A 20,587-nucleotide genomic window follows, 5' to 3' on the forward strand; every position below is an offset into this window, starting at 1 on the left:
CTTACCCGTTTCCTGGCAGGCCCAAGCCTGCTCTCGGCGCGGCAATAGCATTAAGGCAGGCTTCTTGCGAGCCAAAGACCCAAAAACAGGGCAATGATGGCGCCAATCACGCTGGCCAGCGCATATCCAAACGCCGGCAAGGTGGCTCCCCGCTCCCACAAGGTCGCGAAATCGAGCGAAAAGGCGGAAAACGTCGTGAAGCCGCCTAAGATGCCGGTGGCAACAAACAGCCTGAGTTCGTTAGACCCGCCGCGGCGCGCCAGGGCGGCGATGAACAGGCCCATCGCGAACGAACCGACGATGTTGATCGCCATCGTGCCCCAGGGATAGTTGGGACCGACAAGGCGCAGCGAGCCCATATTGGTCAGATGGCGAACGCCGGCGCCAATGCCGCCGCCGGCGGCCACGAGAAGCAGATTGAACATCGCCGTATACTGTCCCCGACTATTCATACCTATCCGGCGCGCCGGCTACGTTCGAAAACTTGCCAGCTCAGGTAGTTTCTGCTTTTTTCGGCTTGGTCGAGCCGATCATCTTCCAGTTCTTGTAGAACATCGAATTGATCCTCTCGACACTCACCGAGACGATGGCGAGAAGGCCGGCGATAAGCCTGGGGACCGGGGACGGCCTGATAATGTCCATGAATACGCAGTAGCGACGACCGTCATACTCGTTGACCGAGCGATGCAGCAGCGTGTCGTCGAAAATGAACAGCGGATTGTCGTACCAATAGTTCTTGACGTTGCCGCATTCGACGAAGATCTCTGACTTCACCGGAATGAGGTTGTAGAGGATGCGGAGGCTGAGCCGCAGCGGTCCGAAGTGCCAGGAGGTCGATTCGCGTTTGCTGAAGACCGAGACGGCAATCGTCTTGATGTATTTGAAATCCTTGTTGAACTCGGCGACGTTGTCTATCCTGTGCTTGCCATACCATTGGTAGACATACATGCCGCGCCGGCCGGCGCCGAAATTGGCGTCGATGTCGGCGATGATTTCGGCCTTGCGCGCCTTGAAGACATCCAAGACCTCGTTGACTTCGCGCTGATAATCCTGCGGGAACTGCTCCAGCTTCCACACGCCCGGATTTCTGTAGCACAGGAGGTCGACCAGCAGGTTGAATGGCGAAAGCAGCCAGGTGAAGAGGCCATTGCCCAGGAAATAGCCGCTGAACAGGGACAGATTCTTGCGGTCGTTGCGCAGCACGTCGATCAGGCCGCAAACCACGAAAATCGTCGTGAGGATCGGAATGAAATAGAAGCCAAGGGCAAGGAGCGGGATGGCAATGGCGAATTTGCGAAGGGTCTTGCGAAGGGTTTTTGTCATTTTTCCACGCGCCGAGCGCGATCCTGTTGCGAATGAATAGTGCCAAATTCACGACAACGACCACCGCCCGGCCGTGCGCCTTGATAAGGTCTTTTGGGTTGCCGCACAACGGCCACGGCATCGTGGCCCGGCTGACTGCCTTGCCGAGACCTCGAACTGTCGCGGGGTCAGGATGTCGACCGTTACCTGCTCTTCCTCCGGCCGGCTCGGAAGCTGCGGCATTGGCATCGATATAATCGTGGCCGCGAGCAGCGCGTGCAGAAGAACCGACGTGGAAATACCCCAGGTGAAGCCTCGTTTCGGACCGCAACCGCCACCGGCCGTCGCAAGCCTGCTATTCCCGCTCTTTGCGCAGCTTTGCCCAGTAGTCGAGCCGTTTCCTGATATCGCGCTCGAAACCGCGTTCGGGTGGGTCGTAGAAGGTCTGGCGGCCCATCTTTTCCGGAAAATAGTCCTGGCCGGAAAACGCGTCCGGTTCGTCATGATCATAGCGGTAGCCGGCACCGTAATCTTCGTCCTTCATCAACTTTGTCGGCGCGTTGAGGATGTGCTTGGGCGGCAGCAGCGAGCCGTGCTCCTTGGCGGCACGCGTGGCGGCTTTGAAGGCGGTGTAGACCGCGTTGGATTTGGGCGCCGTGGCGAGATAGACGGTGGCCTCGGCGAAGGCGAGTTCGCCTTCGGGCGAACCCAGATAATCGTAGGCGTCCTTGGCCGCGTTGGCGACAACCAATGCCTGGGGATCGGCCAGCCCGATGTCCTCCATCGCCATGCGCACCAGCCGCCGGCCGAGATAGAGCGGATCCTCGCCAGCGTCGAACATGCGCGCGAGGTAGTAGAGCGCGGCATCGGGATCGGAGCCGCGCACGGATTTGTGCAGCGCCGAGATCAAATTGTAATGACCGTCCTGGCCCTTGTCGTAGATCGGCGCCCGACGCTGGATGATGCGCTGCAAGCCTTCGGGACCGAACACTTCGCCTGGTTTGGCGGCGCGCCAAACTTCTTCCGCCAGCGTCAGCGAGGCCCGGCCATCGCCGTCGCTCATGCGGATGAGCATCGCTCGCGCCTCATCATCGAGCGGCAGCGCCCTGCCCTCCGTCTCTTCGGCCCTGGCCAGAAGCTTTGCGATGCTTTCCTCGCCAAGCGAATGGAAAACCAGCACGCGCGCACGCGACAGCAGAGCTGCATTGAGCTCGAAGGACGGATTTTCGGTGGTAGCGCCGACGAGCACGACGGTGCCGTCTTCCATGACTGGAAGGAAGCCGTCCTGCTGGGCGCGGTTGAAGCGGTGGATCTCGTCGACGAACAGCAGGGTCTGGCGGCCATTGGCGCGGCGCAGCTTGGCCGCCTCGAACACTTTCTTCAGCTCGGCTACGCCGGAGAAAACCGCCGAAATCTGCTCGAAGGCAAGGCTGGTTTCACCGGCAAGCAGGCGCGCCACCGTGGTCTTGCCGGTGCCGGGCGGCCCCCAGAAAATCATGGAGCCGAGCGAACCGGAATTAATCAGCCGGGTCAGTGCGCCATCGGGGCCGGTCAGATGCTCCTGGCCGACGACCTCGCCAAGGTTTTTCGGGCGCAGCCTGTCTGCCAGCGGCCGGCCTGGCGGCGCCTTTTCCGGTTCATCGACACTGAACAGATCGGCCATGCACTTCTTTTTGGGTTTGGAGCGCGATCTCTTCAGCGATCGAGCTCAGTAACGCAACACCTGGCGCAGTATCTGCCCGCCGCGCTCGACGGTAAAGCGCCACCAGCGCGTATCCTGCTGGGAAGCCTGCGCCAGCGTCGCCGCCGTATCGATTGTCGTGCCGTTGACCTCGCGCACGATGTCGCCCGGCTGGAAGCCGAAATCGGCGGCCGGCGAATCGCGATTGATGTCGACCACGGTGACGCCCTTGATGTCGGTGCGCAGGCCGAGCTTCTGAGCCAGCCGCGGCGATAATTCCGCAACCTTGGCGCCCGAGAAGGGGCTGCGGCCATGCAGCGTCACCTCCGAGGGTTTTGCACCCTCGGGCGCGCGTTCCAGGGCGATGTCCATCGCCGCCTGCTGGCCTTTGGTCAGCACCGCGAAATTGGCCTTTGTACCGATCGACAGCGTCGCCATGCGATAGTCCAGTGCCTCGATGCTCTCGACCGGCTTGCCGTTGATCTGCAGGACGACATCGCCAGGCTTCAATCCGGCCTTGCCGGCCGGTCCGGACGCGTCAACGGACGAGACCAGCGCGCCGGCAGGCTTTTCCATGCCGAGCGATTCAGCGATCTGCGGCGTCACCGCTTCGAACTCGGCCCCGATGTAAGGCCGCTCGAAGAAATCGAGACCGGCCTTGGCGGCATCGGCGAAAGCGCGCACCATATTGGCAGGAATGGCAAAGCCGATGCCGATCGAGCCGCCGCTGCGGCTGAAGATGGCGGTGTTGATGCCGACCAGCTGGCCGCCCATGTTGATCAGCGCGCCGCCGGAATTGCCGGGATTGATGGCAGCGTCCGTCTGGATGAAATAACCCGAATCCGAAACGCCTATATGGCTGCGGGCAAGTGCGGAAACGATGCCGCTCGTGGTGGTCTGCCCGACACCGAAAGGATTGCCGATGGCCAGCACCAGGTCACCGACTTCGAGCGCATCGGAATCGCCGATGGCGATGACCGGGAATGGCTTGTCGGATTCGATCTTGAGCACGGCAAGATCGAGCGTCTCGTCCTTGAGCATCACCTTGCTGGTGAATTCGCGCCCGTCGGCGGTCGCGACCTTCACCTCGTCGGCATTCTTGATGACGTGGAAATTGGTGACGATGACGCCGCTCGGATCGACAAGCACGCCCGAGCCCAGGGAGGACTGCGCGCGCGGCTGCGCGCGACCGAAGAATTCTTCGAAGAACGGATCGCCTTCGAAGGGCGAAACGACCTTGGCCGTTTGCGAGGCATAGACATTGACCACGGCCGGCGCCGTCTGCTTGACCAATGGCGCGAACGACAACTGCACCTCCTCACGGCCGAACGGCACGCGCTTGTCGGGGCCCGAGGTGGCGTTTTCGCCCTCGACGCCGTGCAGCAGGTCGGTGAGCACGTCGGAGAGGCCCGGATCGGCTTTGGGGGCATCCTCGGCCAATGCCTGCCGGACTGTCGGCGTGGTTGCGAACGCCATAAAGGCGCAGAGCAGAACCAGGGACAGTCTTTTAGCGCGCATTGCGAATCCTCCGTGCGAGTTGGGGCGCATTGTCCCGACGAATGTGCAAAATGAAAGGCTAAGGCGATTAAATCGAATTATTTTGACGCAGGAGCAGCCGAGGCGGCCAGAATATGAAAAAGGGGCCCGCAGGCCCCTTAAATCATTTGAAAAGCGAAGCCTTAAGCGGCTGCGGCTTCCGCATCGGTGCCTTCGGCTTCGAGGCGGGCGCGGTCGCCGGCGCCCTTGGCCTCCGTGTCGCGGTCTACGAATTCGATGACCGCCATCGCGGCATTGTCACCGTGGCGGAAGCCCGCCTTCATGATGCGCAGATAGCCGCCGTTGCGGGTCGCGTAGCGCGGCGCGATGGTGTCGAATAGGCGCTTGACGACGCCTTCATTGCCGATCTGCGCGATCACCTGGCGGCGGGCGTGCAGGTCGCCGCGCTTGCCGAGCGTCACCAGCTTCTCGACGATCGGACGCAGGTCCTTCGCCTTGGGCAAGGTGGTGACGATCTGCTCGTGTTCGAGCAGCGACACGGCAAGGTTGGCAAACATCGACTTGCGATGGCTTATGCTGCGGGCGAACCGGCGGCCTTTAAATCCATGGCGCATGGCTCTTCTCCTTCATTCCGGGTTCGAGAAGCTCCTCGGAGCCTCAATATTGATCTTCGTAACGCTTGGCGAGGTCTTCGATGTTTTCCGGCGGCCAGTCCGGCACTTCCATACCGAGGTGCAGGCCCATCGCCGCGAGGACTTCCTTGATCTCGTTCAGCGACTTGCGGCCGAAGTTCGGGGTACGCAGCATCTCGGCTTCGGTCTTCTGGATGAGATCGCCGATATAGACGATGTTGTCGTTCTTCAGGCAGTTGGCCGAACGCACCGAAAGCTCGAGTTCGTCGACCTTCTTGAGCAGCGCCGGGTTGAAGGCAAGCTCGGTGACGGCTTCGGTGGCGACTTCCTTCTGCGGCTCGTCGAAATTGACGAACAGGCCAAGCTGGTCCTGCAGGATGCGGGCGGCGAAAGCCACCGCGTCCTCGCCCGAGATCGAACCGTCGGTCTCGATGGTCATGGTCAGCTTGTCGTAGTCGAGAACCTGGCCCTCACGGGTGTTCTCGACCTTGTAGGAGACCTTCTTGACCGGCGAATAGAGGCTGTCGACCGGGATCAGGCCGATCGGTGCATCCTCGGCGCGGTTGCGGTCGGCCGGCACGTAACCCTTGCCGGTATCGACAGTGAATTCCATACGGATTTCAGCGCCCTCGTCCAGCGTGCAGATGACGTGATCCGGATTGAGGATCTCGACGTCGCCCACCGTCTGGATGTCGCCGGCGAGAACCGCACCCGGGCCCTGCTTGCGCACAACCATGCGCTTGGGGCCGTCGCCTTCCATGCGGATGGCGATTTCCTTGATGTTGAGGACGATGTCGGTCACGTCCTCGCGCACGCCGGCGATGGACGAGAATTCATGCAGGACGCCGTCGATCTGTACGGCGGTGACTGCCGCGCCGCGCAGCGAGGACAGAAGCACGCGACGCAACGCGTTGCCGAGCGTGAGGCCGAAGCCGCGTTCGAGCGGCTCGGCCACCAGCGTGGTCAGCGTCTTCTTCTTCGACGAGAACTCGATCTTGTTCGGCTTGATCAGTTCCTGCCAATTTTTCTGGATCATGATGCTTTCCTTCCGTTGACCCGCCACCATCCAATCGTGGCGGGCGACCTGGAAAACCGCGGAGGAACGCTTCTGGCGTTCACGCGGCGTTCGGTAATTCCTTAGACGCGACGCTTCTTGCGCGGACGGCAGCCATTGTGCGGGATCGGGGTCACATCACGGATCGAGGTGATGGTGAAGCCAGCCGCCTGCAGGGCGCGCAGCGCCGATTCACGGCCGGAGCCGGGTCCGCAGACCTCGACCTCGAGCATGCGCATGCCGTGTTCCTGGGCCTTCTTGGCAACATCCTCGGCAGCCATCTGGGCGGCGAAGGGGGTCGACTTGCGCGAACCCTTGAAGCCCTGGGCGCCGGCCGACGACCAGGCGATCGAATTGCCCTGTGCGTCAGTGATGGTGATCATGGTGTTGTTGAAGGTCGAATTGACGTGGGCAACGCCCGACGAGATGTTCTTGCGTTCGCGACGGCGAACACGAGCGGCTTCCTTGGCCATGGTATTCCTTTCAGTTGATCTCTACACCGCCGTAATGCCAGCGGCTCCACCTTGGTAAGGGAGTGGGGAATAGGGCAGTAAGGGAGTAGGGAAAGTGCGACCCGATTGCCGGGCATTCCCTACTGCCTTACTCCCCTACTCCCTTACTGCCCTAAATTACTTCTTCTTGCCGGCGATCGACTTGGCCGGGCCCTTGCGGGTGCGTGCATTGGTGTGCGTCCGCTGGCCGCGAACCGGCAGCGAGCGACGGTGACGCAGGCCGCGGTAGCAGCCGAGGTCCATGAGCCGCTTGATGTTCATCGACACTTCGCGGCGCAGGTCGCCCTCGACCTGATAGTCGCGGTCGATCGTCTCGCGGATCTGCAGCACTTCCGCGTCGGTCAGCTGGTTGACGCGGCGCTCGGCCGGGATGCCGACCTTGTCGACGATTTCCTGGGCGAACTTCTTGCCGATGCCGTGAATGTACTGAAGCGCGATGACAACGCGCTTGTTGGTCGGAATGTTGACGCCGGCTATACGAGCCATGTTCTTCTCATCTCCATATGGGCCGGACGAGCCGGCGCTGTCTGCGTTGCCCCGCGTCCGGTGGAGGCCGGCCCTTGCGGGAGTTTCCTGGTCAAAAACGGCTGCCCCGCCCTTGCGGGCAAGCAAACTCCATGCCTGACAGGAAGACGGGCCGCCATACCCCAGCGGACCGCTTCAGTCAAGCACAATCGCTATTTGGCCGAGGCGGCCTCTTTCACCGTCGCCGCGAGCACGGCTTCGATCTCCGACGTCACGGCATCGATACCAGCCATGCCGTCCACGCTCTTCAGCCGGCGCTTGGCATAATAATAGCCGATCAGCGGAGCGGTCTTCTTGTAATATTCCCGCAGGCGCTCCTCGAACACCGCCGGATTGTCGTCCTTGCGCACCGGCTGACCGGCTGCCTTGGCCTCATCGGCGCGCTTGACGATGCGGCCGACCAGCGCCTTGTCATCGACGACAAGCTCGATGACGGTGTCGAGCGCGATGCCACGTTCGTCAAGCATCGATTCAACCGCATCAGCCTGCACCAGCGTACGCGGGTAGCCGTCGAGGATGAAACCATTGGCGCAATCGGGCTGGTCAATGCGCTCGGCCACGATGGCGTTGACGATGGCATCCGAGACCAACTCGCCGGCATCCATGACCGCCTTGGCGCGCTTGCCGACTTCGGTACCGGCCTGGACCGCGGCGCGCAGCATGTCGCCCGTGGAAAGCTGGGGGATGCCGTGTCTCTCTACCAGTCTTTGTGCTTGTGTCCCCTTGCCCGCTCCTGGCGGCCCAAGCAAAATCAACCTCATCTGGCTTTCTTCCCCCCGCGCAGCTTCGACTTCTTGATCAGGCCTTCATATTGGTGCGCGATCAGGTGGCCCTGAATCTGCGCAACCGTGTCGAGCGTGACACTGACCACGATCAGAAGCGATGTGCCACCAAGGTAGAATGGTACGCCAGTCGCCGAGATCAGGAACTCCGGCAGCAGACAGACCAGCACCAGATAGATGGCACCGACGACAGTGATGCGGGTAAGAACGTAGTCGATATAGTCGGCGGTGCGCTCGCCCGGACGGTAGCCGGGGATGAAGCCGGAGTGCTTCTTGAGCTGGTCGGCGGTGTCCTTCGGGTTAAAGACGATCGCGGTGTAGAAGAAGGCGAAGAACACGATCATCGCCGCGTAGAACAACATATAGAGCGGCTGGCCATGGCCGAGCGAGGCCAGGATGGTGCTGGCCCAGGCCGGCATGTTCGTCGTCTGCGAGAAGCCGGCGACGGTGGCCGGCAACAACAGCAGCGACGAGGCGAAGATCGGCGGGATGACGCCCGACGTGTTGAGCTTGAGCGGCAGGTGAGAAGTGTCGCCCTGGAACATGCGGTTGCCGACCTGGCGCTTCGGATACTGGATCAGCAGACGCCGCTGGGCGCGCTCGAAGAAGACGATGAGCGCGATGACGACGATGGCCAGCACGATGATCGCCAGGATCAGGCCGGTCGACAGCGCTCCGGTGCGGCCGAGTTCCAGCGTGCCGGAAATGGCATGCGGCAGGCCGGCGACGATGCCGGAGAAGATGATCAGCGAAATGCCGTTGCCGATGCCGCGCGCGGTGATCTGCTCGCCGAGCCACATCAGGAACATGGTGCCGCCGACCAGCGTGACGACGGTCGAGATGCGGAAGAACATGCCGGGATCGCTGACGATGCCGTTGCCGCCTTCAAGCCCGACCGAAATACCATAGGCCTGCACCAGCGCCAGGAGCACCGTGCCGTAGCGCGTGTACTGGTTGATGACCTTGCGGCCCTGCTCGCCTTCCTTCTTCAGCGCTTCCAGCGACGGGATGACCGAGGTCATCAGCTGCATGATGATGGAAGCGGAAATGTAAGGCATGATGCCGAGCGCGAAGATCGCCATGCGTTGCACGGCGCCGCCGGCGAACATGTTGAACATGCCCAGCACGCCCTTGCTCTGCGAAGAGAAGGCCTGCGCGAAGGCATCGGGATTGATGCCGGGAAGCGGGATGTAGGTGCCGAGGCGGTAGACGAGCAGCGCGCCGACGGTGAACCAGATTCGTTTCTTCAGGTCCTCCGCTTTGGCGAAGGCTGAGAAATTCAGATTCGAGGCTAGTTGTTCAGCAGCCGAAGCCATGCCCGATTCTCCGCTTGGTCACGCTTGATGGCCCTAAGGTCAGGCGGCGCGTGTCACCGAAGCTCACGAGATAAGCTCCGGACTGTAAACATGCAAGCGGCCGCGTTGACGCGGCCGCCATATTGAACAGGTCGAAGCGCGATCGAAAGCAAAACCGGATCCGGCCTTGCCGAGCGCGCTTCAAATTGCTGTTACTCGGCGGCCGCCTCTTGCGGCAGCTTGACCGAACCGCCGGCCTTTTCGATCTTCTCGATCGCGGCCTTGGAGGCCCCGGCGACGTCAAAGGCGAGCTTCGCCTTGAGATCGCCGTCCGACAGCACGCGCACGCCGTCCTTCACGCGACGGATGACGCCGGCGGCTACCAGCGCCTCGGCCGTCACGGTCGCCTTCGCATCGAGCTTCTTGGCGTCTACAGCGGCCTGGATACGGGCCAGCGAGACGACGGTGAAGCTCTTGGCGAAGATGTTGTTGAAGCCACGCTTCGGCAGGCGCCGATAGAGCGGCATCTGGCCACCCTCGAAGCCGTTGACGGCGACGCCGGAGCGCGCCTTCTGGCCCTTGACGCCGCGACCGGCAGTCTTGCCGGAACCGGAGCCGATGCCGCGGCCGAGACGCTTCTTCGAATGCGTCGCGCCGTCCTTGTCACGCAGATCGTTGAGTTTCATCTTGCTTCTCCTGCGCCTGTGCTCAGCCCTCGTCCACGACGCGGACGAGATGCTGGACGGCAGCGATCATGCCGCGCACGGAAGGCGTATCTTCCAGCGTGCGCTGCTTGTGCATCTTGTTGAGGCCGAGGCCGACCAGCGTCGCGCGCTGTTCCTTCGGGCGACGGATCGGCGAGCCGATCTGCTCAACGGTGATGGTCTTGGTTGCTTTCTTGGCCATGGTCAAAATCCCTGGTCAGATCGACTATTCTTCAGCCGCGACGGCGGTGCCGCGGCGGGCCTGAAGGGTCGAATACTTGATGCCGCGCGCGGCAGCCACATCCTTGGGATGCATCTGGCTCTTCAGCGCGTCGAAAGTGGCGCGAACCATGTTGTAAGGGTTCGACGAACCCATCGACTTGGCGACCACGTCATGCATGCCGAGCGTCTCGAAGACGGCACGCATCGGGCCGCCGGCGATGATGCCGGTACCTTGCTTGGCGGCGCGCAGGAGAACACGGCCGGCGCCCCAGCGTCCCTCGACATCGTGGTGCAGCGTGCGGCCCGAGCGCAGCGGCACGAAGATCATGTCGCGCTTGGCCGATTCGGTTGCCTTGCGGATGGCTTCCGGCACTTCGCGCGCCTTGCCGTGACCGAAGCCGACGCGGCCCTTCTGGTCGCCGACGACGACGAGTGCTGCAAAACCGAAGCGGCGGCCGCCCTTGACGACCTTGGCGACACGGTTGATGTGGACGAGCTTGTCGACCATGCCGTCATCGCGTTCTTCACGATCGCGGCCGCGGCCGCCATCCCTACGTTCCTGTGCCATATCCTGTTCCTTGTTCTTTTCCGGAAGCACGGGTTGCTGAATGCCGACGCCTCATTGCGGGTCGCCGACGGTGAAAATCATCACTCCCTTGCATGATCCGTTTCGAAAAGTCTGCAACTTTCTGCCGACTTTCGGTCCGGATCAGGCTTAGAAGCTCAAGCCGCCTTCACGAGCCGCCTCGGCCAGCGCCTTGACGCGGCCGTGATAGATGTACGGGCCGCGGTCGAAGACGACTTCCTTGACTCCCGCCTTGGCGGCACGCTCGGCGATCAGCTTGCCAATCGCGGCAGCGGCAGCGGTATCTGCACCGGTCTTGAGCGAACCCTTGAGGTCCTTCTCGAGGGTCGAGGCGGCAGCGATGGTGTGGCCCTTGGCGTCGTCGATGACCTGGACGTAGATGTTCTTCGACGTGCGGTGAACCGACAGGCGCGGACGCTCGCCGGCGACCTTCTTGATCTGGCGGCGGACGCGCTGCGCGCGGCGCTGAGTGGCTTCCTTGGTACCCATGATGGTCTTCCTTGCCTTCAGAAAACGGGGGCCGCCCTGTGCGGTAGGCGAAAGCGCCTCCCGCGACCGCTCCCCGCGGCGTTACACTTCCTGGCTTGGCCCCTTCCGAAAAGTCTGCACCTTCCCGGGGCCAAACCCACTACTTCTTCTTGCCTTCCTTGCGGACGATCTTCTCGCCTGCGTAGCGGACGCCCTTGCCCTTGTAGGGCTCGGGACCACGGTATTCGCGGATTTCCGCAGCCACCTGGCCGACCTGCTGCTTGTCGATGCCGGCCACGGTGATTTCGGTCGGCTTCGGCACGGTGATGGTGATGCCTTGCGGCGTCTCGTAGACGACGTCGTGGCTGAAGCCGAGCGCCAGCTGCAGGTTCTTGCCCTGCAAGGCGGCGCGATAGCCGACGCCGGTGATCTCGAGCTTCTTCTCGAAGCCGTCCTTGACGCCCTGCAGGATGTTGACGATCTGCGTGCGCGACATGCCCCACTTGGAGCGGGCGGTCTTGGACTGGTCGCGCGGCTCGACAGCTATCTCGCTGCCTTCCATCTTGACCAGCACTTCGTCGTTGACCACGAACTTCAGCTCGCCCTTGGGGCCCTTCGCCGTCACGGTCTGGCCGTTGACGGTCGCGGTCACGCCCTGCGGCAGCGAAACGGGTTTCTTTCCAATACGAGACATTTTGTTGTCCTCGTCACTTCTCTTGTTTCAGGTCTCTGTCTTCGGAACGATCCGAAGACCGGATTCCATTTTTCGGGATCACGCTGCCGGATCAGAAGATCTGGCAGAGGATCTCGCCACCGACGTTCTGTTCGCGCGCTTCGTGGTCGGCCATCACGCCCTTCGGCGTCGAAAGGATGGCGATACCGAGGCCGTTGGCGACATGCGGGATCGACTTGGCCGAAACGTAAACGCGGCGGCCCGGCTTCGAGACGCGGGCGATTTCGCGCACGACCGGCGCTCCATCGAAATACTTCAGCTCGATCTCGATTTCGGACTTGCCGTTGTCGAAGTCGGTCTGGCTGTAGTCGCGGATATAGCCTTCAGCCTTCAGCACGTCGAGGACGCGGGTGCGCAGACGCGAGGCCGGCGTCGACACGCTCGACTTCTTGCGGCCATAGGCGTTGCGGATGCGGGTCAGCATATCGCCGAGAGGATCGCTCAATGACATGTTATGTCCTCCTTACCAGCTCGACTTGACCAGGCCCGGGATCTGGCCGTTATTGCCGAGATCACGAAGCGCGATGCGCGATACTTTGAGCTTGCGATAATAGGCACGCGGGCGGCCGGTGACTTCGCAGCGGTTGCGGATGCGGATCTTGGCCGAGTTGCGCGGCATGGCGGCAAGCTTGAGCTGAGCGCGGAAGCGCTCTTCCATCGGCTTGGACTGGTCCATGATGATCGCCTTCAGGGCAGCGCGCTTGGGACCGTACTGGTCGGCAAGCTTGCGGCGCCTGTTGTTCTTCTCGACTGAGCTGGTCTTTGCCATTTCAGATTTTTCCTTTTCTCGCTGCCGTTACTGGCGGAAGGGGAAGTTGAAGGCCTTGAGCAGTGCCCTGGCTTCGTCGTCCGTCTTCGCAGTCGTACAAACGATGACGTCCATGCCCCAGATCTGATCAACCTTGTCGTAGTTGATCTCCGGGAACACGATGTGTTCCTTGATGCCCATGGCGTAGTTGCCACGGCCATCGAAGCTCTTCGGATTCAGTCCGCGGAAGTCGCGGACGCGCGGCAGCGCGATGTTCACGAGGCGGTCAAGGAACTCGTACATGCGTTCCTTGCGCAGCGTGACCTTGGCGCCGATCGGCATCTTCTCGCGGACCTTGAAGCCCGCGATCGAATTGCGGGCGCGGGTGACGACGGCCTTCTGGCCGGCGATCATCGCCAGATCCTCGGCCGCGATCGAAGGCTTCTTCGAATCGCCGGTCGCTTCGCCAACGCCCATGTTCAGCACGATCTTGTCGATGCGCGGAACCTGCATCTCGTTGTCGTAACCGAACTGCTCCTGCAAGGCCTTGCGGATGGTATCGTTGTAGACCTGCTTGAGGCGCGGCGTGTTCTGGGCAGTCGCCTGCTTGGTTTGAGCCTTAGCCATTGATGACTTCTCCCGAGCGCTTGGCGACGCGCACCTTCTTGCCGTCCTTCTGGAAGATGAAGCCGACGCGGGTCGGCTTGCCATCCTTGGGGTCGGCCAGCGCGATGTTCGACAGCTGGATCGGCGCTTCCTTGGTGATGATCCCGCCCTCTTGGGACTGGGACTGCTTCTGGTGACGACGGATCATGTTGACGCCGCGCACCAGCGCGGTGTCGTCCTTCGGCTGAACCGACAGGACTTCGCCCGAACGGCCCTTGTCCTTGCCAGCCAGCACGACGACCTTGTCGCCTTTTCTAATCTTCTGCATTGGTCCGGCTCCTTACAGCACTTCAGGCGCGAGCGAGATGATCTTCATGTGGTTCTTGGCGCGGAGTTCGCGCGGAACCGGTCCGAAGATACGCGTGCCGATCGGCTCTTTCTTGTTGTCGACGAGAACGGCCGCGTTCTTGTCGAAACGGATCACGCTGCCGTCCGGGCGGCGGATGTCCTTGGCCGTGCGAACCACGACCGCCTTCATCACATCGCCCTTCTTCACGCGGCCGCGCGGGATGGCTTCCTTGATCGACACCACGATGATGTCGCCCACGGAAGCGTATTTCCGCTTCGAGCCGCCCAGCACCTTGATGCACATGACACGACGGGCGCCGGAATTATCCGCGACGTCGAGGTTTGTTTGCATCTGAATCATGACTGGCCGCCTTCTTCTTTTCTAACGGGACGGGTTCTTCACCCCTCCCCGGTCTGTCCAAAATTCGTTTGTTTACGCCCAGAGATCAGGCTTGGTCCGAAGACACGACAATCCAGCGCTTGTCCTTGGAAATCGGCTTCGATTCCTGGATGAACACCTGATCGCCAACCTTGTGGGCGTTGTTCTCGTCGTGCGCCTTGTACTTCTTGGTCATGCGCACGGTCTTCTTCATCACGGGATGGGTGAAGCGCCGTTCGACCTTGACGACAACCGTCTTCTCGTTCTTGTCGCTGACGACGGTGCCCTGCAGAATGCGCTTTGGCATGGTTTTCGTCCTTAAGCCTTCTTAGCCGCGGACTTTTCCGCAGCGATGGTCTTGATACGCGCAATGTCCTTGCGGACCTGCCTCACGCGCGCGGTCTTTTCGAGCTGGCCGGTCGCCTTCTGGAAGCGCAGGTTGAACTGCTCCTTCTTCAGGCTGGCCAGGTCGTCGGTCAGCTGGTCCTGGGTCTTGGTCCGGATGTCTTCGGCTTTCATGATCAGCCCGTCCTTATTCTGCGATGCGCTGTACGAAGCGCGTCCTGACCGAGAGCTTGGCCGCGCCGAGACGCAGTGCCTCACGGGCGGTTTCTTCATTGACGCCGTCGATCTCGAACATGATCCGGCCCGGCTTGACGCGCGCCGCCCAGTAGTCGACCGCGCCCTTGCCCTTGCCCATGCGGACTTCGGTCGGCTTCGAGGTGACCGGCAGATCCGGGAAAATACGGATCCAGACACGGCCGGCGCGCTTCATCTCGCGGGTGATCGCGCGGCGGGCCGCTTCGATCTCGCGCGCGGTGACGCGGTTCGGCTCAAGCGCCTTCAGCCCGAAACCACCGAAATCCAGGTTGGTGCCGCCCTTGGCGGTACCGTGGATGCGGCCCTTGAACTGCTTGCGGAACTTTGTGCGCTTTGGCTGCAGCATCGTTCTAACTCCAAATTCCTAAATGTCTCAGGCGTTTTCGCGACGACGACCGCGTTCGCGATCACCACCACCACCGCCATGCGCATGATCGCCCTCGGTCGCGCGGCGCTCCGAAGCCATCGGGTCGTGCTCGAGGATCTCGCCCTTGAACACCCACACCTTGACGCCGCAGATGCCGTACGCCGTATTCGCCTCGGCCGTGCCGTAGTCGACATCGGCGCGCAGCGTGTGCAGCGGCACGCGGCCTTCACGGTACCATTCCATGCGCGCGATTTCGGCGCCGCCGAGACGGCCCGAGCAGTTGATGCGGATGCCTTCGGCACCGAGGCGCATCGCCGACTGCACGGCACGCTTCATGGCACGGCGGAACGCGATGCGGCGCTCGAGCTGCTGGGCGATCGACTGCGCGACCAGGGTCGCGTCGATCTCCGGCTTGCGCACTTCGACGATGTTGAGGTGCGTCTCGGACTTGGTCATCTCCATCAGCTTCTTGCGAAGCTTCTCGATGTCGGCGCCCTTCTTGCCGATGATCAGACCCGGGCGCGCGGCATGGATGGTGACGCGGCACTTCTTGTGCGGACGCTCGATCACGACCTTCGAGATGGCAGCCTGCTTGAGCTCCTTCTCGAGGTACTTGCGGATCTTGATGTCCTCATGCAGCAGCTTGCCGTACTCGCCGGTGTTCGCGAACCAGCGCGAATCCCAGGTGCGGTTGATGCCGAGGCGAAGACCGATCGGATTGACTTTCTGGCCCATTATGCGGCCTCCCCTTTTTCTTCGACTTCACGAACGACGATCGTGAGGTGCGAGAACGGCTTCTCGATACGGCTGGCGCGACCACGGCCCCGGGCATGGAACCGCTTCATGACGATCGACTTGCCGACATAGGCTTCCGCCACGATCAGCGCATCGACGTCGAGGTCGTGGTTGTTTTCCGCGTTGGCGATCGCCGATTCCAGCGTCTTCTTGACCGTGCCGGAAATCCGCTTGGCCGAGAATTCCAGGTCGGAAAGCGCTGTCGCGACCTTCTTGCCGCGGATCAGCGCGGCAACCAGGTTCAGCTTCTGCGGGCTGATACGGATCGTGCGCAGTACGGCGCGCGCTTCGTTGTCAGCAAGCCTGCGCGGAGCTTTGGCCTTGCCCATGATTATTTCCTCTTCGCCTTCTTATCCGCGCCGTGACCGTAATAGGTCCGCGTCGGAGCGAATTCACCGAACTTGTGACCGACCATGTCCTCGTTCACCGAGACGGGAACATGCTTCTGGCCGTTGTAGACACCGAAGGTGAAGCCGACGAACTGCGGCAGGATGGTGGAGCGACGGCTCCACATCTTGATCACCTCATTGCGACCACCTTCACGAACCTTGTCCACCTTCTTGAGAAGGTAGCCGTCGATGAAGGGGCCTTTCCAAATAGAACGAGTCACTTGGCGTTACCTCTTCTTAGCTCTTGCGCTGATGGCGCGAGCGCAGGATGAACTTGTCGGTCGCCTTGTTGGACCGCGTCTTCTTGCCCTTGGTCGGCTTGCCCCACGGCGAGACCGGATGGCGGCCACCGGAGGTGCGGCCTTCACCACCGCCATGCGGGTGGTCGACCGGGTTCATGGTCACGCCGCGATTGTGCGGGCGCTTGCCACGCCAAACCGTGCGGCCGGCCTTGCCGTCGTTGATGTTGCCGTGGTCCGGGTTGGACACCGCACCGACGGTGGCCATGCAGGAGCCGTGAACGACACGCTGCTCGCCCGAGTTGAGGCGCAGGATCGCCATGCCCTGGTCGCGACCGACGAGCTGGGCGTAACCGCCAGCCGAACGGGCGACCTGGGCGCCCTTGCCCGGCTTCAGCTCGATGTTGTGGACGATCGTGCCGACCGGCATCGAGGCCAGCGGCATCGCATTGCCCGGCTTCACGTCGACCGCTTCGCCAGCCACGATCTTGTCGCCGGCGGCAAGGCGCTGCGGAGCGATGATGTAGGACAGCTCGCCATCGTCATACTTGATCAGCGCGATGAAGGCGGTGCGGTTCGGATCGTATTCAATGCGCTCGACCGTGCCGACGACGTCGAACTTGCGGCGCTTGAAATCGATGATGCGGTACGAACGCTTGTGACCGCCGCCGATGAAGCGTGCAGTGATGCGGCCGTAATTGTTACGGCCGCCCGACTTGGTCAGGCCCTCGGTCAGACCCTTGACGGGCTTGCCCTTGTAGAGGCCCGAGCGGTCGACGATGACCAGCTGACGGGTGCTCGGCGTTATCGGGTTGAATTTTTTAAGTGCCATTGTCCTGTCCTCGCGGCCTTGCTCAGAGACCCGTCGCGACGTCGATCGACTGGCCGTCGGCCAGCGTCACTACCGCCTTCTTGACATCGCTCTGGCGGCCGATCGTGCCGCGGAAGCGCTTGATCTTGCCCTTGCGGACAAGCGTGTTCACGGCCATCACCTTGACGCCGAACAGCGCTTCAACGGCGGCCTTGATTTCCGGCTTCGACGCCTTCTTGGCGACGTTGAAGACGACCTGGTTCTGCTCGGAAGCCATGGTCGACTTTTCGGTGATCGCCGGGCTGACGATTACGTCGTAGTGACGAAGGTCGGTCATTTAAAGCGCTCCTCGAGAGCCTCGACGGCGGCCTTCGAAAGGACCAGCGTGCCGCGGCGCAGAATGTCGTAGACGTTGATGCCCTGGATGGGCAGCACGTCGATGTTCGGGATGTTGGTCGCGGCCAGCTTGAAGTTCCGGTCGAGCTCGGCGCCACCAATCACCAGGGCGTTCGTCAGGCCCAGCGTCGCGAAATTCGCGATCAGCGCCTTGGTCTTTGCCTCGGTCAGCTTCAGCTCGTCGATGACGATGATCGACGCGCTCTTGGCCTTGGCCGAGAGAGCATGCTTGAGGCCGAGCGCGCGGACCTTCTTCGGCAGCTCGTGCTCGTGGCTGCGAACGACCGGGCCGTGAGCCTTGCCGCCGCCGCGGAACTGCGGAGCGCGTGCCGAATGGTGACGGGCGCGGCCCGTACCCTTCTGTTTGTACATCTTGGCGCCGGTGCGCGCGATCTCGGCGCGGCCCTTGGCCTTGTGCGTGCCCTGCTGCTTCTTGGCGAGCTGCCAGCGCACGACGCGCTGCAAAATGTCCTCGCGCGGATCAAGGCCGAAAATCTCCTCGGAGAGTTTCACCTTGCCGGCGTCCTTGCCGCCCAGCGTTGTGATCTTGAGATCCATTATTCCGCTCCCTCTGTGGCCGGAGCCTCATTCTTCGTGCCCATACCGGCAGCAACTGGGCGGATCGCGGCGGGCTTCGGCGCATTGGCCGGAAGCGCCACCTTGGCGGCGTCGCGAACCAGGATCCACGCACCCTTCGACCCGGGAACCGCGCCGCGGATCAGGATCAGGCCGCGGTCGGCATCGGTCGAGACGATCTCGACGTTCTGCGTGGTGACGCGCGTGTCGCCCATGTGGCCGGCCATCTTCTTGCCCTTGAACACCTTGCCGGGGTCCTGGCGCTGGCCGGTCGAGCCGTGCGTCCGGTGCGAGACCGAGTTACCGTGGGTCGCGCGGCCACCACCCATGTGGTGGCGCTTGATGACGCCCTGGAAACCCTTGCCGATCGTCGTGCCGGTGACGTCGACCTTCTGGCCGGCGACGAAATGCTCGACGGTGATCTCGGCGCCGACATCGATCATGTTGTCGGCGGAGACGCGGAACTCGGCAAGCTTGGCCTTCGGCTCGACGGAAGCGGTCGCGAAATGGCCGCGCATCGCCTTCGACGTGTTCTTCACCTTGGCAAGGCCAACGCCGAGCTGAACGGCGGTGTAGCCATTCTTCTCCTGCGTGCGCTGCGCCACGACCTGGCAGTTCTCCATCTGGAGAACGGTGACGGGAACATGTTCCCCGGCATCGTTGTAGATGCGGGTCATTCCCACCTTCTTTGCAATCACACCTGAACGCATCGGTTCAATTCCTTTAGAGTTCCGGGCCAGGGGCACCGCCCCTTACCGCGCTCTCATTCCCTTAGAGCTTGATCTCGACGTCGACACCGGCGGCCAGATCGAGCTTCATCAAAGCATCGACGGTCTGCGGGGTCGGATCGACGATATCGAGCAGACGCTTGTGCGTGCGCATCTCGAACTGCTCGCGGCTCTTCTTGTCGACGTGAGGCGACCGGTTGACCGTGAACTTTTCGATCCGCGTCGGCAGCGGAATGGGGCCGCGGACGTTGGCACCGGTGCGCTTGGCCGTCGACACGATTTCGCGCGTCGAGGCGTCGAGCACCCGGTGATCAAACGCCTTCAGGCGGATGCGGATATTCTGTCCGTTCATGCGTCACTTCCTTGTTCTGGCGCGGCGCGGGCACCCGCGCCCGCGACAGATCGGTTTAAGTCCAAATTACTCTTTAATGGTGACGACGATGCCGGCACCGACGGTGCGGCCGCCTTCACGGATGGCGAAGCGCAGCTTCTCTTCCATGGCGATCGGCACGATCAGCTCGACGTCGACCGTGATGTTGTCGCCAGGCATCACCATCTCGGTGCCGGCCGGCAGCGACACGATGCCGGTCACGTCGGTGGTGCGGAAGTAGAACTGCGGACGGTAGTTGGTGAAGAACGGCGTGTGACGGCCACCCTCGTCCTTGGTCAGGATGTAGGCTTCGGCCACGAACTTCTTGTGCGGCTTCACCGAACCGGGCTTGGCCAGAACCTGGCCGCGCTCGACACCTTCACGGTCGACACCGCGCAGCAGCGCGCCGATGTTGTCGCCCGCCTGGCCCTGGTCGAGCAGCTTGCGGAACATCTCGACGCCCGTGCAGGTCGTCTTGGTGGTCGGACGAATGCCGATGATCTCCAGCTCCTCGCCGACCTTGACCACGCCGCGCTCGACGCGACCGGTCACGACCGTGCCGCGGCCCGAGATCGAGAACACGTCCTCGATCGGCATCAGGAACGGCTTGTCGAGCGGACGAACCGGCGTCGGGATGTAGGCGTCGACCTGAGCCATCAGCTCGCGGATCGCGTCCTCGCCGATCTTCTTGTCCGAATCTTCCAGAGCCGCCAGCGCCGAACCCTTGACGATCGGAATGTCGTCGCCGGGGAACTCGTTCTTGGTCAGCAATTCGCGAACCTCGAGCTCGACCAGCTCAAGCAGCTCGGCATCGTCGACCTGGTCGACCTTGTTCAAAAACACCACGATCGACGGCACGCCGACCTGGCGGGCCAAAAGGATGTGCTCGCGGGTCTGCGGCATCGGGCCGTCGGCGGCCGACACAACCAGGATCGCGCCGTCCATCTGCGCGGCACCGGTGATCATGTTCTTCACATAGTCGGCGTGGCCGGGGCAGTCGACGTGGGCGTAGTGGCGGTTCTCCGTCTCGTACTCGACGTGAGCCGTCGAGATCGTGATGCCGCGCGCCTTCTCTTCCGGCGCCGCGTCAATCTGGTCATAGCGCTTGTATTCGCCAAAATACTTGGTGATCGCTGCCGTCAAAGACGTCTTGCCATGATCAACGTGGCCAATCGTGCCGATGTTCACATGCGGCTTGGTGCGCTCGAATTTACCTTTTGCCATGTGATGTCTCCATTCCTG

General features: G+C 62.3%; 32 protein-coding genes. All 32 read right to left on the reverse strand.

Going from position 1 to position 20,587, the window contains the following annotated elements:
• Nucleotides 1–50 precede the first annotated feature (50 nt).
• The 32 genes from crcB to tuf all read right to left on the reverse strand — a co-directional run bounded on the left by crcB (nt 51) and on the right by tuf (nt 20,569).
• Complete coding sequence (gene crcB / locus FJ953_RS23560; RefSeq protein ID WP_140515446.1) at nt 51–425, reverse strand: fluoride efflux transporter CrcB; 375 nt, start codon at nt 423–425, stop codon at nt 51–53.
• 67 nt (nt 426–492) lie between these two features.
• Complete coding sequence (locus FJ953_RS23565) at nt 493–1,323, reverse strand: aspartyl/asparaginyl beta-hydroxylase domain-containing protein (protein WP_140525517.1); 831 nt, start codon at nt 1,321–1,323, stop codon at nt 493–495.
• Between the two features lie 334 nt (nt 1,324–1,657).
• Entirely contained in the window at nt 1,658–2,965 is a 1,308-nt protein-coding gene (locus tag FJ953_RS23570; RefSeq protein ID WP_140525518.1) for a replication-associated recombination protein A, read from the reverse strand.
• A 45-nt stretch (nt 2,966–3,010) separates the two neighbouring features.
• Complete coding sequence (locus FJ953_RS23575; RefSeq protein WP_140525519.1) at nt 3,011–4,501, reverse strand: DegQ family serine endoprotease; 1,491 nt, start codon at nt 4,499–4,501, stop codon at nt 3,011–3,013.
• A gap of 161 nt (nt 4,502–4,662) precedes the next feature.
• Nucleotides 4,663–5,094, reverse strand: a complete 432-nt coding sequence (rplQ, locus tag FJ953_RS23580; protein WP_140501279.1) for a 50S ribosomal protein L17 — start codon at nt 5,092–5,094, stop codon at nt 4,663–4,665.
• 43 nt (nt 5,095–5,137) lie between these two features.
• Nucleotides 5,138–6,148: a DNA-directed RNA polymerase subunit alpha gene (locus FJ953_RS23585; RefSeq protein WP_023682599.1), complete on the reverse strand. Its 1,011-nt coding sequence runs from the start codon at nt 6,146–6,148 to the stop codon at nt 5,138–5,140.
• A 101-nt stretch (nt 6,149–6,249) separates the two neighbouring features.
• Nucleotides 6,250–6,639, reverse strand: coding sequence for a 30S ribosomal protein S11 (gene rpsK, locus FJ953_RS23590; RefSeq protein WP_006205444.1), 390 nt, complete (start codon nt 6,637–6,639; stop codon nt 6,250–6,252).
• 156 nt (nt 6,640–6,795) lie between these two features.
• Entirely contained in the window at nt 6,796–7,164 is a 369-nt protein-coding gene (gene rpsM / locus FJ953_RS23595; protein ID WP_006205445.1) for a 30S ribosomal protein S13, read from the reverse strand.
• Between the two features lie 191 nt (nt 7,165–7,355).
• Nucleotides 7,356–7,964 carry an adenylate kinase gene (locus tag FJ953_RS23600; protein WP_140501277.1) on the reverse strand — a complete coding sequence of 203 codons (609 nt, stop codon included), beginning with the start codon at nt 7,962–7,964 and terminating at the stop codon, nt 7,356–7,358.
• Nucleotides 7,961–9,301, reverse strand: a complete 1,341-nt coding sequence (secY, locus tag FJ953_RS23605; RefSeq protein ID WP_140501275.1) for a preprotein translocase subunit SecY — start codon at nt 9,299–9,301, stop codon at nt 7,961–7,963. Before secY ends, FJ953_RS23600 begins: the two co-directional genes overlap by 4 nt.
• A 191-nt stretch (nt 9,302–9,492) precedes the next feature.
• Nucleotides 9,493–9,966, reverse strand: coding sequence for a 50S ribosomal protein L15 (rplO, locus tag FJ953_RS23610; RefSeq protein WP_140501273.1), 474 nt, complete (start codon nt 9,964–9,966; stop codon nt 9,493–9,495).
• 22 nt (nt 9,967–9,988) lie between these two features.
• Nucleotides 9,989–10,186, reverse strand: a complete 198-nt coding sequence (gene rpmD / locus FJ953_RS23615) for a 50S ribosomal protein L30 (protein WP_006205449.1) — start codon at nt 10,184–10,186, stop codon at nt 9,989–9,991.
• Nucleotides 10,187–10,210: 24 nt separating this feature from the next.
• Nucleotides 10,211–10,774 carry a 30S ribosomal protein S5 gene (gene rpsE, locus FJ953_RS23620; protein WP_006333394.1) on the reverse strand — a complete coding sequence of 188 codons (564 nt, stop codon included), beginning with the start codon at nt 10,772–10,774 and terminating at the stop codon, nt 10,211–10,213.
• 147 nt (nt 10,775–10,921) lie between these two features.
• Nucleotides 10,922–11,281 (reverse strand): 50S ribosomal protein L18, encoded by a 360-nt coding sequence (rplR, locus tag FJ953_RS23625; protein ID WP_140501271.1) that lies wholly within the window; start codon nt 11,279–11,281, stop codon nt 10,922–10,924.
• Between the two features lie 139 nt (nt 11,282–11,420).
• Entirely contained in the window at nt 11,421–11,954 is a 534-nt protein-coding gene (rplF, locus tag FJ953_RS23630; RefSeq protein WP_140501269.1) for a 50S ribosomal protein L6, read from the reverse strand.
• A gap of 91 nt (nt 11,955–12,045) precedes the next feature.
• Nucleotides 12,046–12,444, reverse strand: coding sequence for a 30S ribosomal protein S8 (gene rpsH / locus FJ953_RS23635; protein ID WP_006205453.1), 399 nt, complete (start codon nt 12,442–12,444; stop codon nt 12,046–12,048).
• A 12-nt stretch (nt 12,445–12,456) separates the two neighbouring features.
• A complete protein-coding gene (gene rpsN, locus FJ953_RS23640; protein ID WP_013895695.1) occupies nt 12,457–12,762 on the reverse strand; it encodes a 30S ribosomal protein S14 in 306 nt (101 codons plus the stop codon).
• Nucleotides 12,763–12,789: 27 nt separating this feature from the next.
• A complete protein-coding gene (gene rplE, locus FJ953_RS23645) occupies nt 12,790–13,368 on the reverse strand; it encodes a 50S ribosomal protein L5 (protein ID WP_140501265.1) in 579 nt (192 codons plus the stop codon).
• Nucleotides 13,361–13,675, reverse strand: coding sequence for a 50S ribosomal protein L24 (gene rplX, locus FJ953_RS23650; protein WP_006205456.1), 315 nt, complete (start codon nt 13,673–13,675; stop codon nt 13,361–13,363). Before rplX ends, rplE begins: the two co-directional genes overlap by 8 nt.
• Nucleotides 13,676–13,687: 12 nt before the next feature.
• Nucleotides 13,688–14,056, reverse strand: a complete 369-nt coding sequence (gene rplN, locus FJ953_RS23655) for a 50S ribosomal protein L14 (RefSeq protein WP_006205457.1) — start codon at nt 14,054–14,056, stop codon at nt 13,688–13,690.
• 85 nt (nt 14,057–14,141) lie between these two features.
• The gene (gene rpsQ / locus FJ953_RS23660; RefSeq protein ID WP_010909280.1) at nt 14,142–14,381 is read right to left on the reverse strand and encodes a 30S ribosomal protein S17; all 240 of its coding nucleotides are present in this window, start codon (nt 14,379–14,381) and stop codon (nt 14,142–14,144) included.
• A gap of 11 nt (nt 14,382–14,392) precedes the next feature.
• Nucleotides 14,393–14,593: a 50S ribosomal protein L29 gene (gene rpmC / locus FJ953_RS23665; RefSeq protein ID WP_006205459.1), complete on the reverse strand. Its 201-nt coding sequence runs from the start codon at nt 14,591–14,593 to the stop codon at nt 14,393–14,395.
• 13 nt (nt 14,594–14,606) lie between these two features.
• Entirely contained in the window at nt 14,607–15,020 is a 414-nt protein-coding gene (rplP, locus tag FJ953_RS23670) for a 50S ribosomal protein L16 (protein ID WP_027026963.1), read from the reverse strand.
• Nucleotides 15,021–15,047: 27 nt separating this feature from the next.
• Nucleotides 15,048–15,776, reverse strand: coding sequence for a 30S ribosomal protein S3 (gene rpsC, locus FJ953_RS23675; protein WP_140501263.1), 729 nt, complete (start codon nt 15,774–15,776; stop codon nt 15,048–15,050).
• Nucleotides 15,776–16,165, reverse strand: a complete 390-nt coding sequence (rplV, locus tag FJ953_RS23680) for a 50S ribosomal protein L22 (protein WP_006205462.1) — start codon at nt 16,163–16,165, stop codon at nt 15,776–15,778. Before rplV ends, rpsC begins: the two co-directional genes overlap by 1 nt.
• Nucleotides 16,166–16,167: 2 nt before the next feature.
• Entirely contained in the window at nt 16,168–16,446 is a 279-nt protein-coding gene (gene rpsS / locus FJ953_RS23685; RefSeq protein ID WP_006205463.1) for a 30S ribosomal protein S19, read from the reverse strand.
• Between the two features lie 16 nt (nt 16,447–16,462).
• Complete coding sequence (gene rplB / locus FJ953_RS23690; protein ID WP_140501261.1) at nt 16,463–17,296, reverse strand: 50S ribosomal protein L2; 834 nt, start codon at nt 17,294–17,296, stop codon at nt 16,463–16,465.
• 22 nt (nt 17,297–17,318) lie between these two features.
• Nucleotides 17,319–17,612: a 50S ribosomal protein L23 gene (locus FJ953_RS23695; protein ID WP_006205465.1), complete on the reverse strand. Its 294-nt coding sequence runs from the start codon at nt 17,610–17,612 to the stop codon at nt 17,319–17,321.
• Complete coding sequence (rplD, locus tag FJ953_RS23700) at nt 17,609–18,229, reverse strand: 50S ribosomal protein L4 (protein ID WP_140501259.1); 621 nt, start codon at nt 18,227–18,229, stop codon at nt 17,609–17,611. Before rplD ends, FJ953_RS23695 begins: the two co-directional genes overlap by 4 nt.
• The gene (rplC, locus tag FJ953_RS23705) at nt 18,229–18,957 is read right to left on the reverse strand and encodes a 50S ribosomal protein L3 (protein ID WP_140501257.1); all 729 of its coding nucleotides are present in this window, start codon (nt 18,955–18,957) and stop codon (nt 18,229–18,231) included. The genes rplD and rplC overlap by 1 nt, the downstream gene beginning before the upstream one ends.
• Nucleotides 18,958–19,018: 61 nt before the next feature.
• On the reverse strand, nt 19,019–19,327 hold the full coding sequence (gene rpsJ / locus FJ953_RS23710) for a 30S ribosomal protein S10 (protein ID WP_006205468.1): 309 nt from the start codon (nt 19,325–19,327) through the stop codon (nt 19,019–19,021).
• Between the two features lie 66 nt (nt 19,328–19,393).
• The gene (tuf, locus tag FJ953_RS23715; protein ID WP_140515452.1) at nt 19,394–20,569 is read right to left on the reverse strand and encodes an elongation factor Tu; all 1,176 of its coding nucleotides are present in this window, start codon (nt 20,567–20,569) and stop codon (nt 19,394–19,396) included.
• Between the last annotated feature and the right edge of the window lie 18 nt (nt 20,570–20,587).

Origin of the sequence: Mesorhizobium sp. B2-3-6 (genome assembly GCF_006442305.1) — a bacterium.
GTDB lineage: Bacteria > Pseudomonadota > Alphaproteobacteria > Rhizobiales > Rhizobiaceae > Mesorhizobium.

Excerpts from the sequence above, each read along its gene's own strand:
- crcB (WP_140515446.1), bottom strand. The coding sequence starts at position 425 with ATGTTCAATCTGCTTCTCGTGGCCGCCGGCGGCGGCATTGGCGCCGGC.
- FJ953_RS23565 (WP_140525517.1), bottom strand. The coding sequence starts at position 1,323 with ATGACAAAAACCCTTCGCAAGACCCTTCGCAAATTCGCCATTGCCATC.
- FJ953_RS23570 (WP_140525518.1), bottom strand. The coding sequence starts at position 2,965 with ATGGCCGATCTGTTCAGTGTCGATGAACCGGAAAAGGCGCCGCCAGGC.
- FJ953_RS23575 (WP_140525519.1), bottom strand. The coding sequence starts at position 4,501 with ATGCGCGCTAAAAGACTGTCCCTGGTTCTGCTCTGCGCCTTTATGGCG.
- rplQ (WP_140501279.1), bottom strand. The coding sequence starts at position 5,094 with ATGCGCCATGGATTTAAAGGCCGCCGGTTCGCCCGCAGCATAAGCCAT.
- FJ953_RS23585 (WP_023682599.1), bottom strand. The coding sequence starts at position 6,148 with ATGATCCAGAAAAATTGGCAGGAACTGATCAAGCCGAACAAGATCGAG.
- rpsK (WP_006205444.1), bottom strand. The coding sequence starts at position 6,639 with ATGGCCAAGGAAGCCGCTCGTGTTCGCCGTCGCGAACGCAAGAACATC.
- rpsM (WP_006205445.1), bottom strand. The coding sequence starts at position 7,164 with ATGGCTCGTATAGCCGGCGTCAACATTCCGACCAACAAGCGCGTTGTC.
- FJ953_RS23600 (WP_140501277.1), bottom strand. The coding sequence starts at position 7,964 with ATGAGGTTGATTTTGCTTGGGCCGCCAGGAGCGGGCAAGGGGACACAA.
- secY (WP_140501275.1), bottom strand. The coding sequence starts at position 9,301 with ATGGCTTCGGCTGCTGAACAACTAGCCTCGAATCTGAATTTCTCAGCC.
- rplO (WP_140501273.1), bottom strand. The coding sequence starts at position 9,966 with ATGAAACTCAACGATCTGCGTGACAAGGACGGCGCGACGCATTCGAAG.
- rpmD (WP_006205449.1), bottom strand. The coding sequence starts at position 10,186 with ATGGCCAAGAAAGCAACCAAGACCATCACCGTTGAGCAGATCGGCTCG.
- rpsE (WP_006333394.1), bottom strand. The coding sequence starts at position 10,774 with ATGGCACAGGAACGTAGGGATGGCGGCCGCGGCCGCGATCGTGAAGAA.
- rplR (WP_140501271.1), bottom strand. The coding sequence starts at position 11,281 with ATGGGTACCAAGGAAGCCACTCAGCGCCGCGCGCAGCGCGTCCGCCGC.
- rplF (WP_140501269.1), bottom strand. The coding sequence starts at position 11,954 with ATGTCTCGTATTGGAAAGAAACCCGTTTCGCTGCCGCAGGGCGTGACC.
- rpsH (WP_006205453.1), bottom strand. The coding sequence starts at position 12,444 with ATGTCATTGAGCGATCCTCTCGGCGATATGCTGACCCGCATCCGCAAC.
- rpsN (WP_013895695.1), bottom strand. The coding sequence starts at position 12,762 with ATGGCAAAGACCAGCTCAGTCGAGAAGAACAACAGGCGCCGCAAGCTT.
- rplE (WP_140501265.1), bottom strand. The coding sequence starts at position 13,368 with ATGGCTAAGGCTCAAACCAAGCAGGCGACTGCCCAGAACACGCCGCGC.
- rplX (WP_006205456.1), bottom strand. The coding sequence starts at position 13,675 with ATGCAGAAGATTAGAAAAGGCGACAAGGTCGTCGTGCTGGCTGGCAAG.
- rplN (WP_006205457.1), bottom strand. The coding sequence starts at position 14,056 with ATGATTCAGATGCAAACAAACCTCGACGTCGCGGATAATTCCGGCGCC.
- rpsQ (WP_010909280.1), bottom strand. The coding sequence starts at position 14,381 with ATGCCAAAGCGCATTCTGCAGGGCACCGTCGTCAGCGACAAGAACGAG.
- rpmC (WP_006205459.1), bottom strand. The coding sequence starts at position 14,593 with ATGAAAGCCGAAGACATCCGGACCAAGACCCAGGACCAGCTGACCGAC.
- rplP (WP_027026963.1), bottom strand. The coding sequence starts at position 15,020 with ATGCTGCAGCCAAAGCGCACAAAGTTCCGCAAGCAGTTCAAGGGCCGC.
- rpsC (WP_140501263.1), bottom strand. The coding sequence starts at position 15,776 with ATGGGCCAGAAAGTCAATCCGATCGGTCTTCGCCTCGGCATCAACCGC.
- rplV (WP_006205462.1), bottom strand. The coding sequence starts at position 16,165 with ATGGGCAAGGCCAAAGCTCCGCGCAGGCTTGCTGACAACGAAGCGCGC.
- rplB (WP_140501261.1), bottom strand. The coding sequence starts at position 17,296 with ATGGCACTTAAAAAATTCAACCCGATAACGCCGAGCACCCGTCAGCTG.
- FJ953_RS23695 (WP_006205465.1), bottom strand. The coding sequence starts at position 17,612 with ATGACCGACCTTCGTCACTACGACGTAATCGTCAGCCCGGCGATCACC.
- rplD (WP_140501259.1), bottom strand. The coding sequence starts at position 18,229 with ATGGATCTCAAGATCACAACGCTGGGCGGCAAGGACGCCGGCAAGGTG.
- rplC (WP_140501257.1), bottom strand. The coding sequence starts at position 18,957 with ATGCGTTCAGGTGTGATTGCAAAGAAGGTGGGAATGACCCGCATCTAC.
- rpsJ (WP_006205468.1), bottom strand. The coding sequence starts at position 19,327 with ATGAACGGACAGAATATCCGCATCCGCCTGAAGGCGTTTGATCACCGG.
- tuf (WP_140515452.1), bottom strand. The coding sequence starts at position 20,569 with ATGGCAAAAGGTAAATTCGAGCGCACCAAGCCGCATGTGAACATCGGC.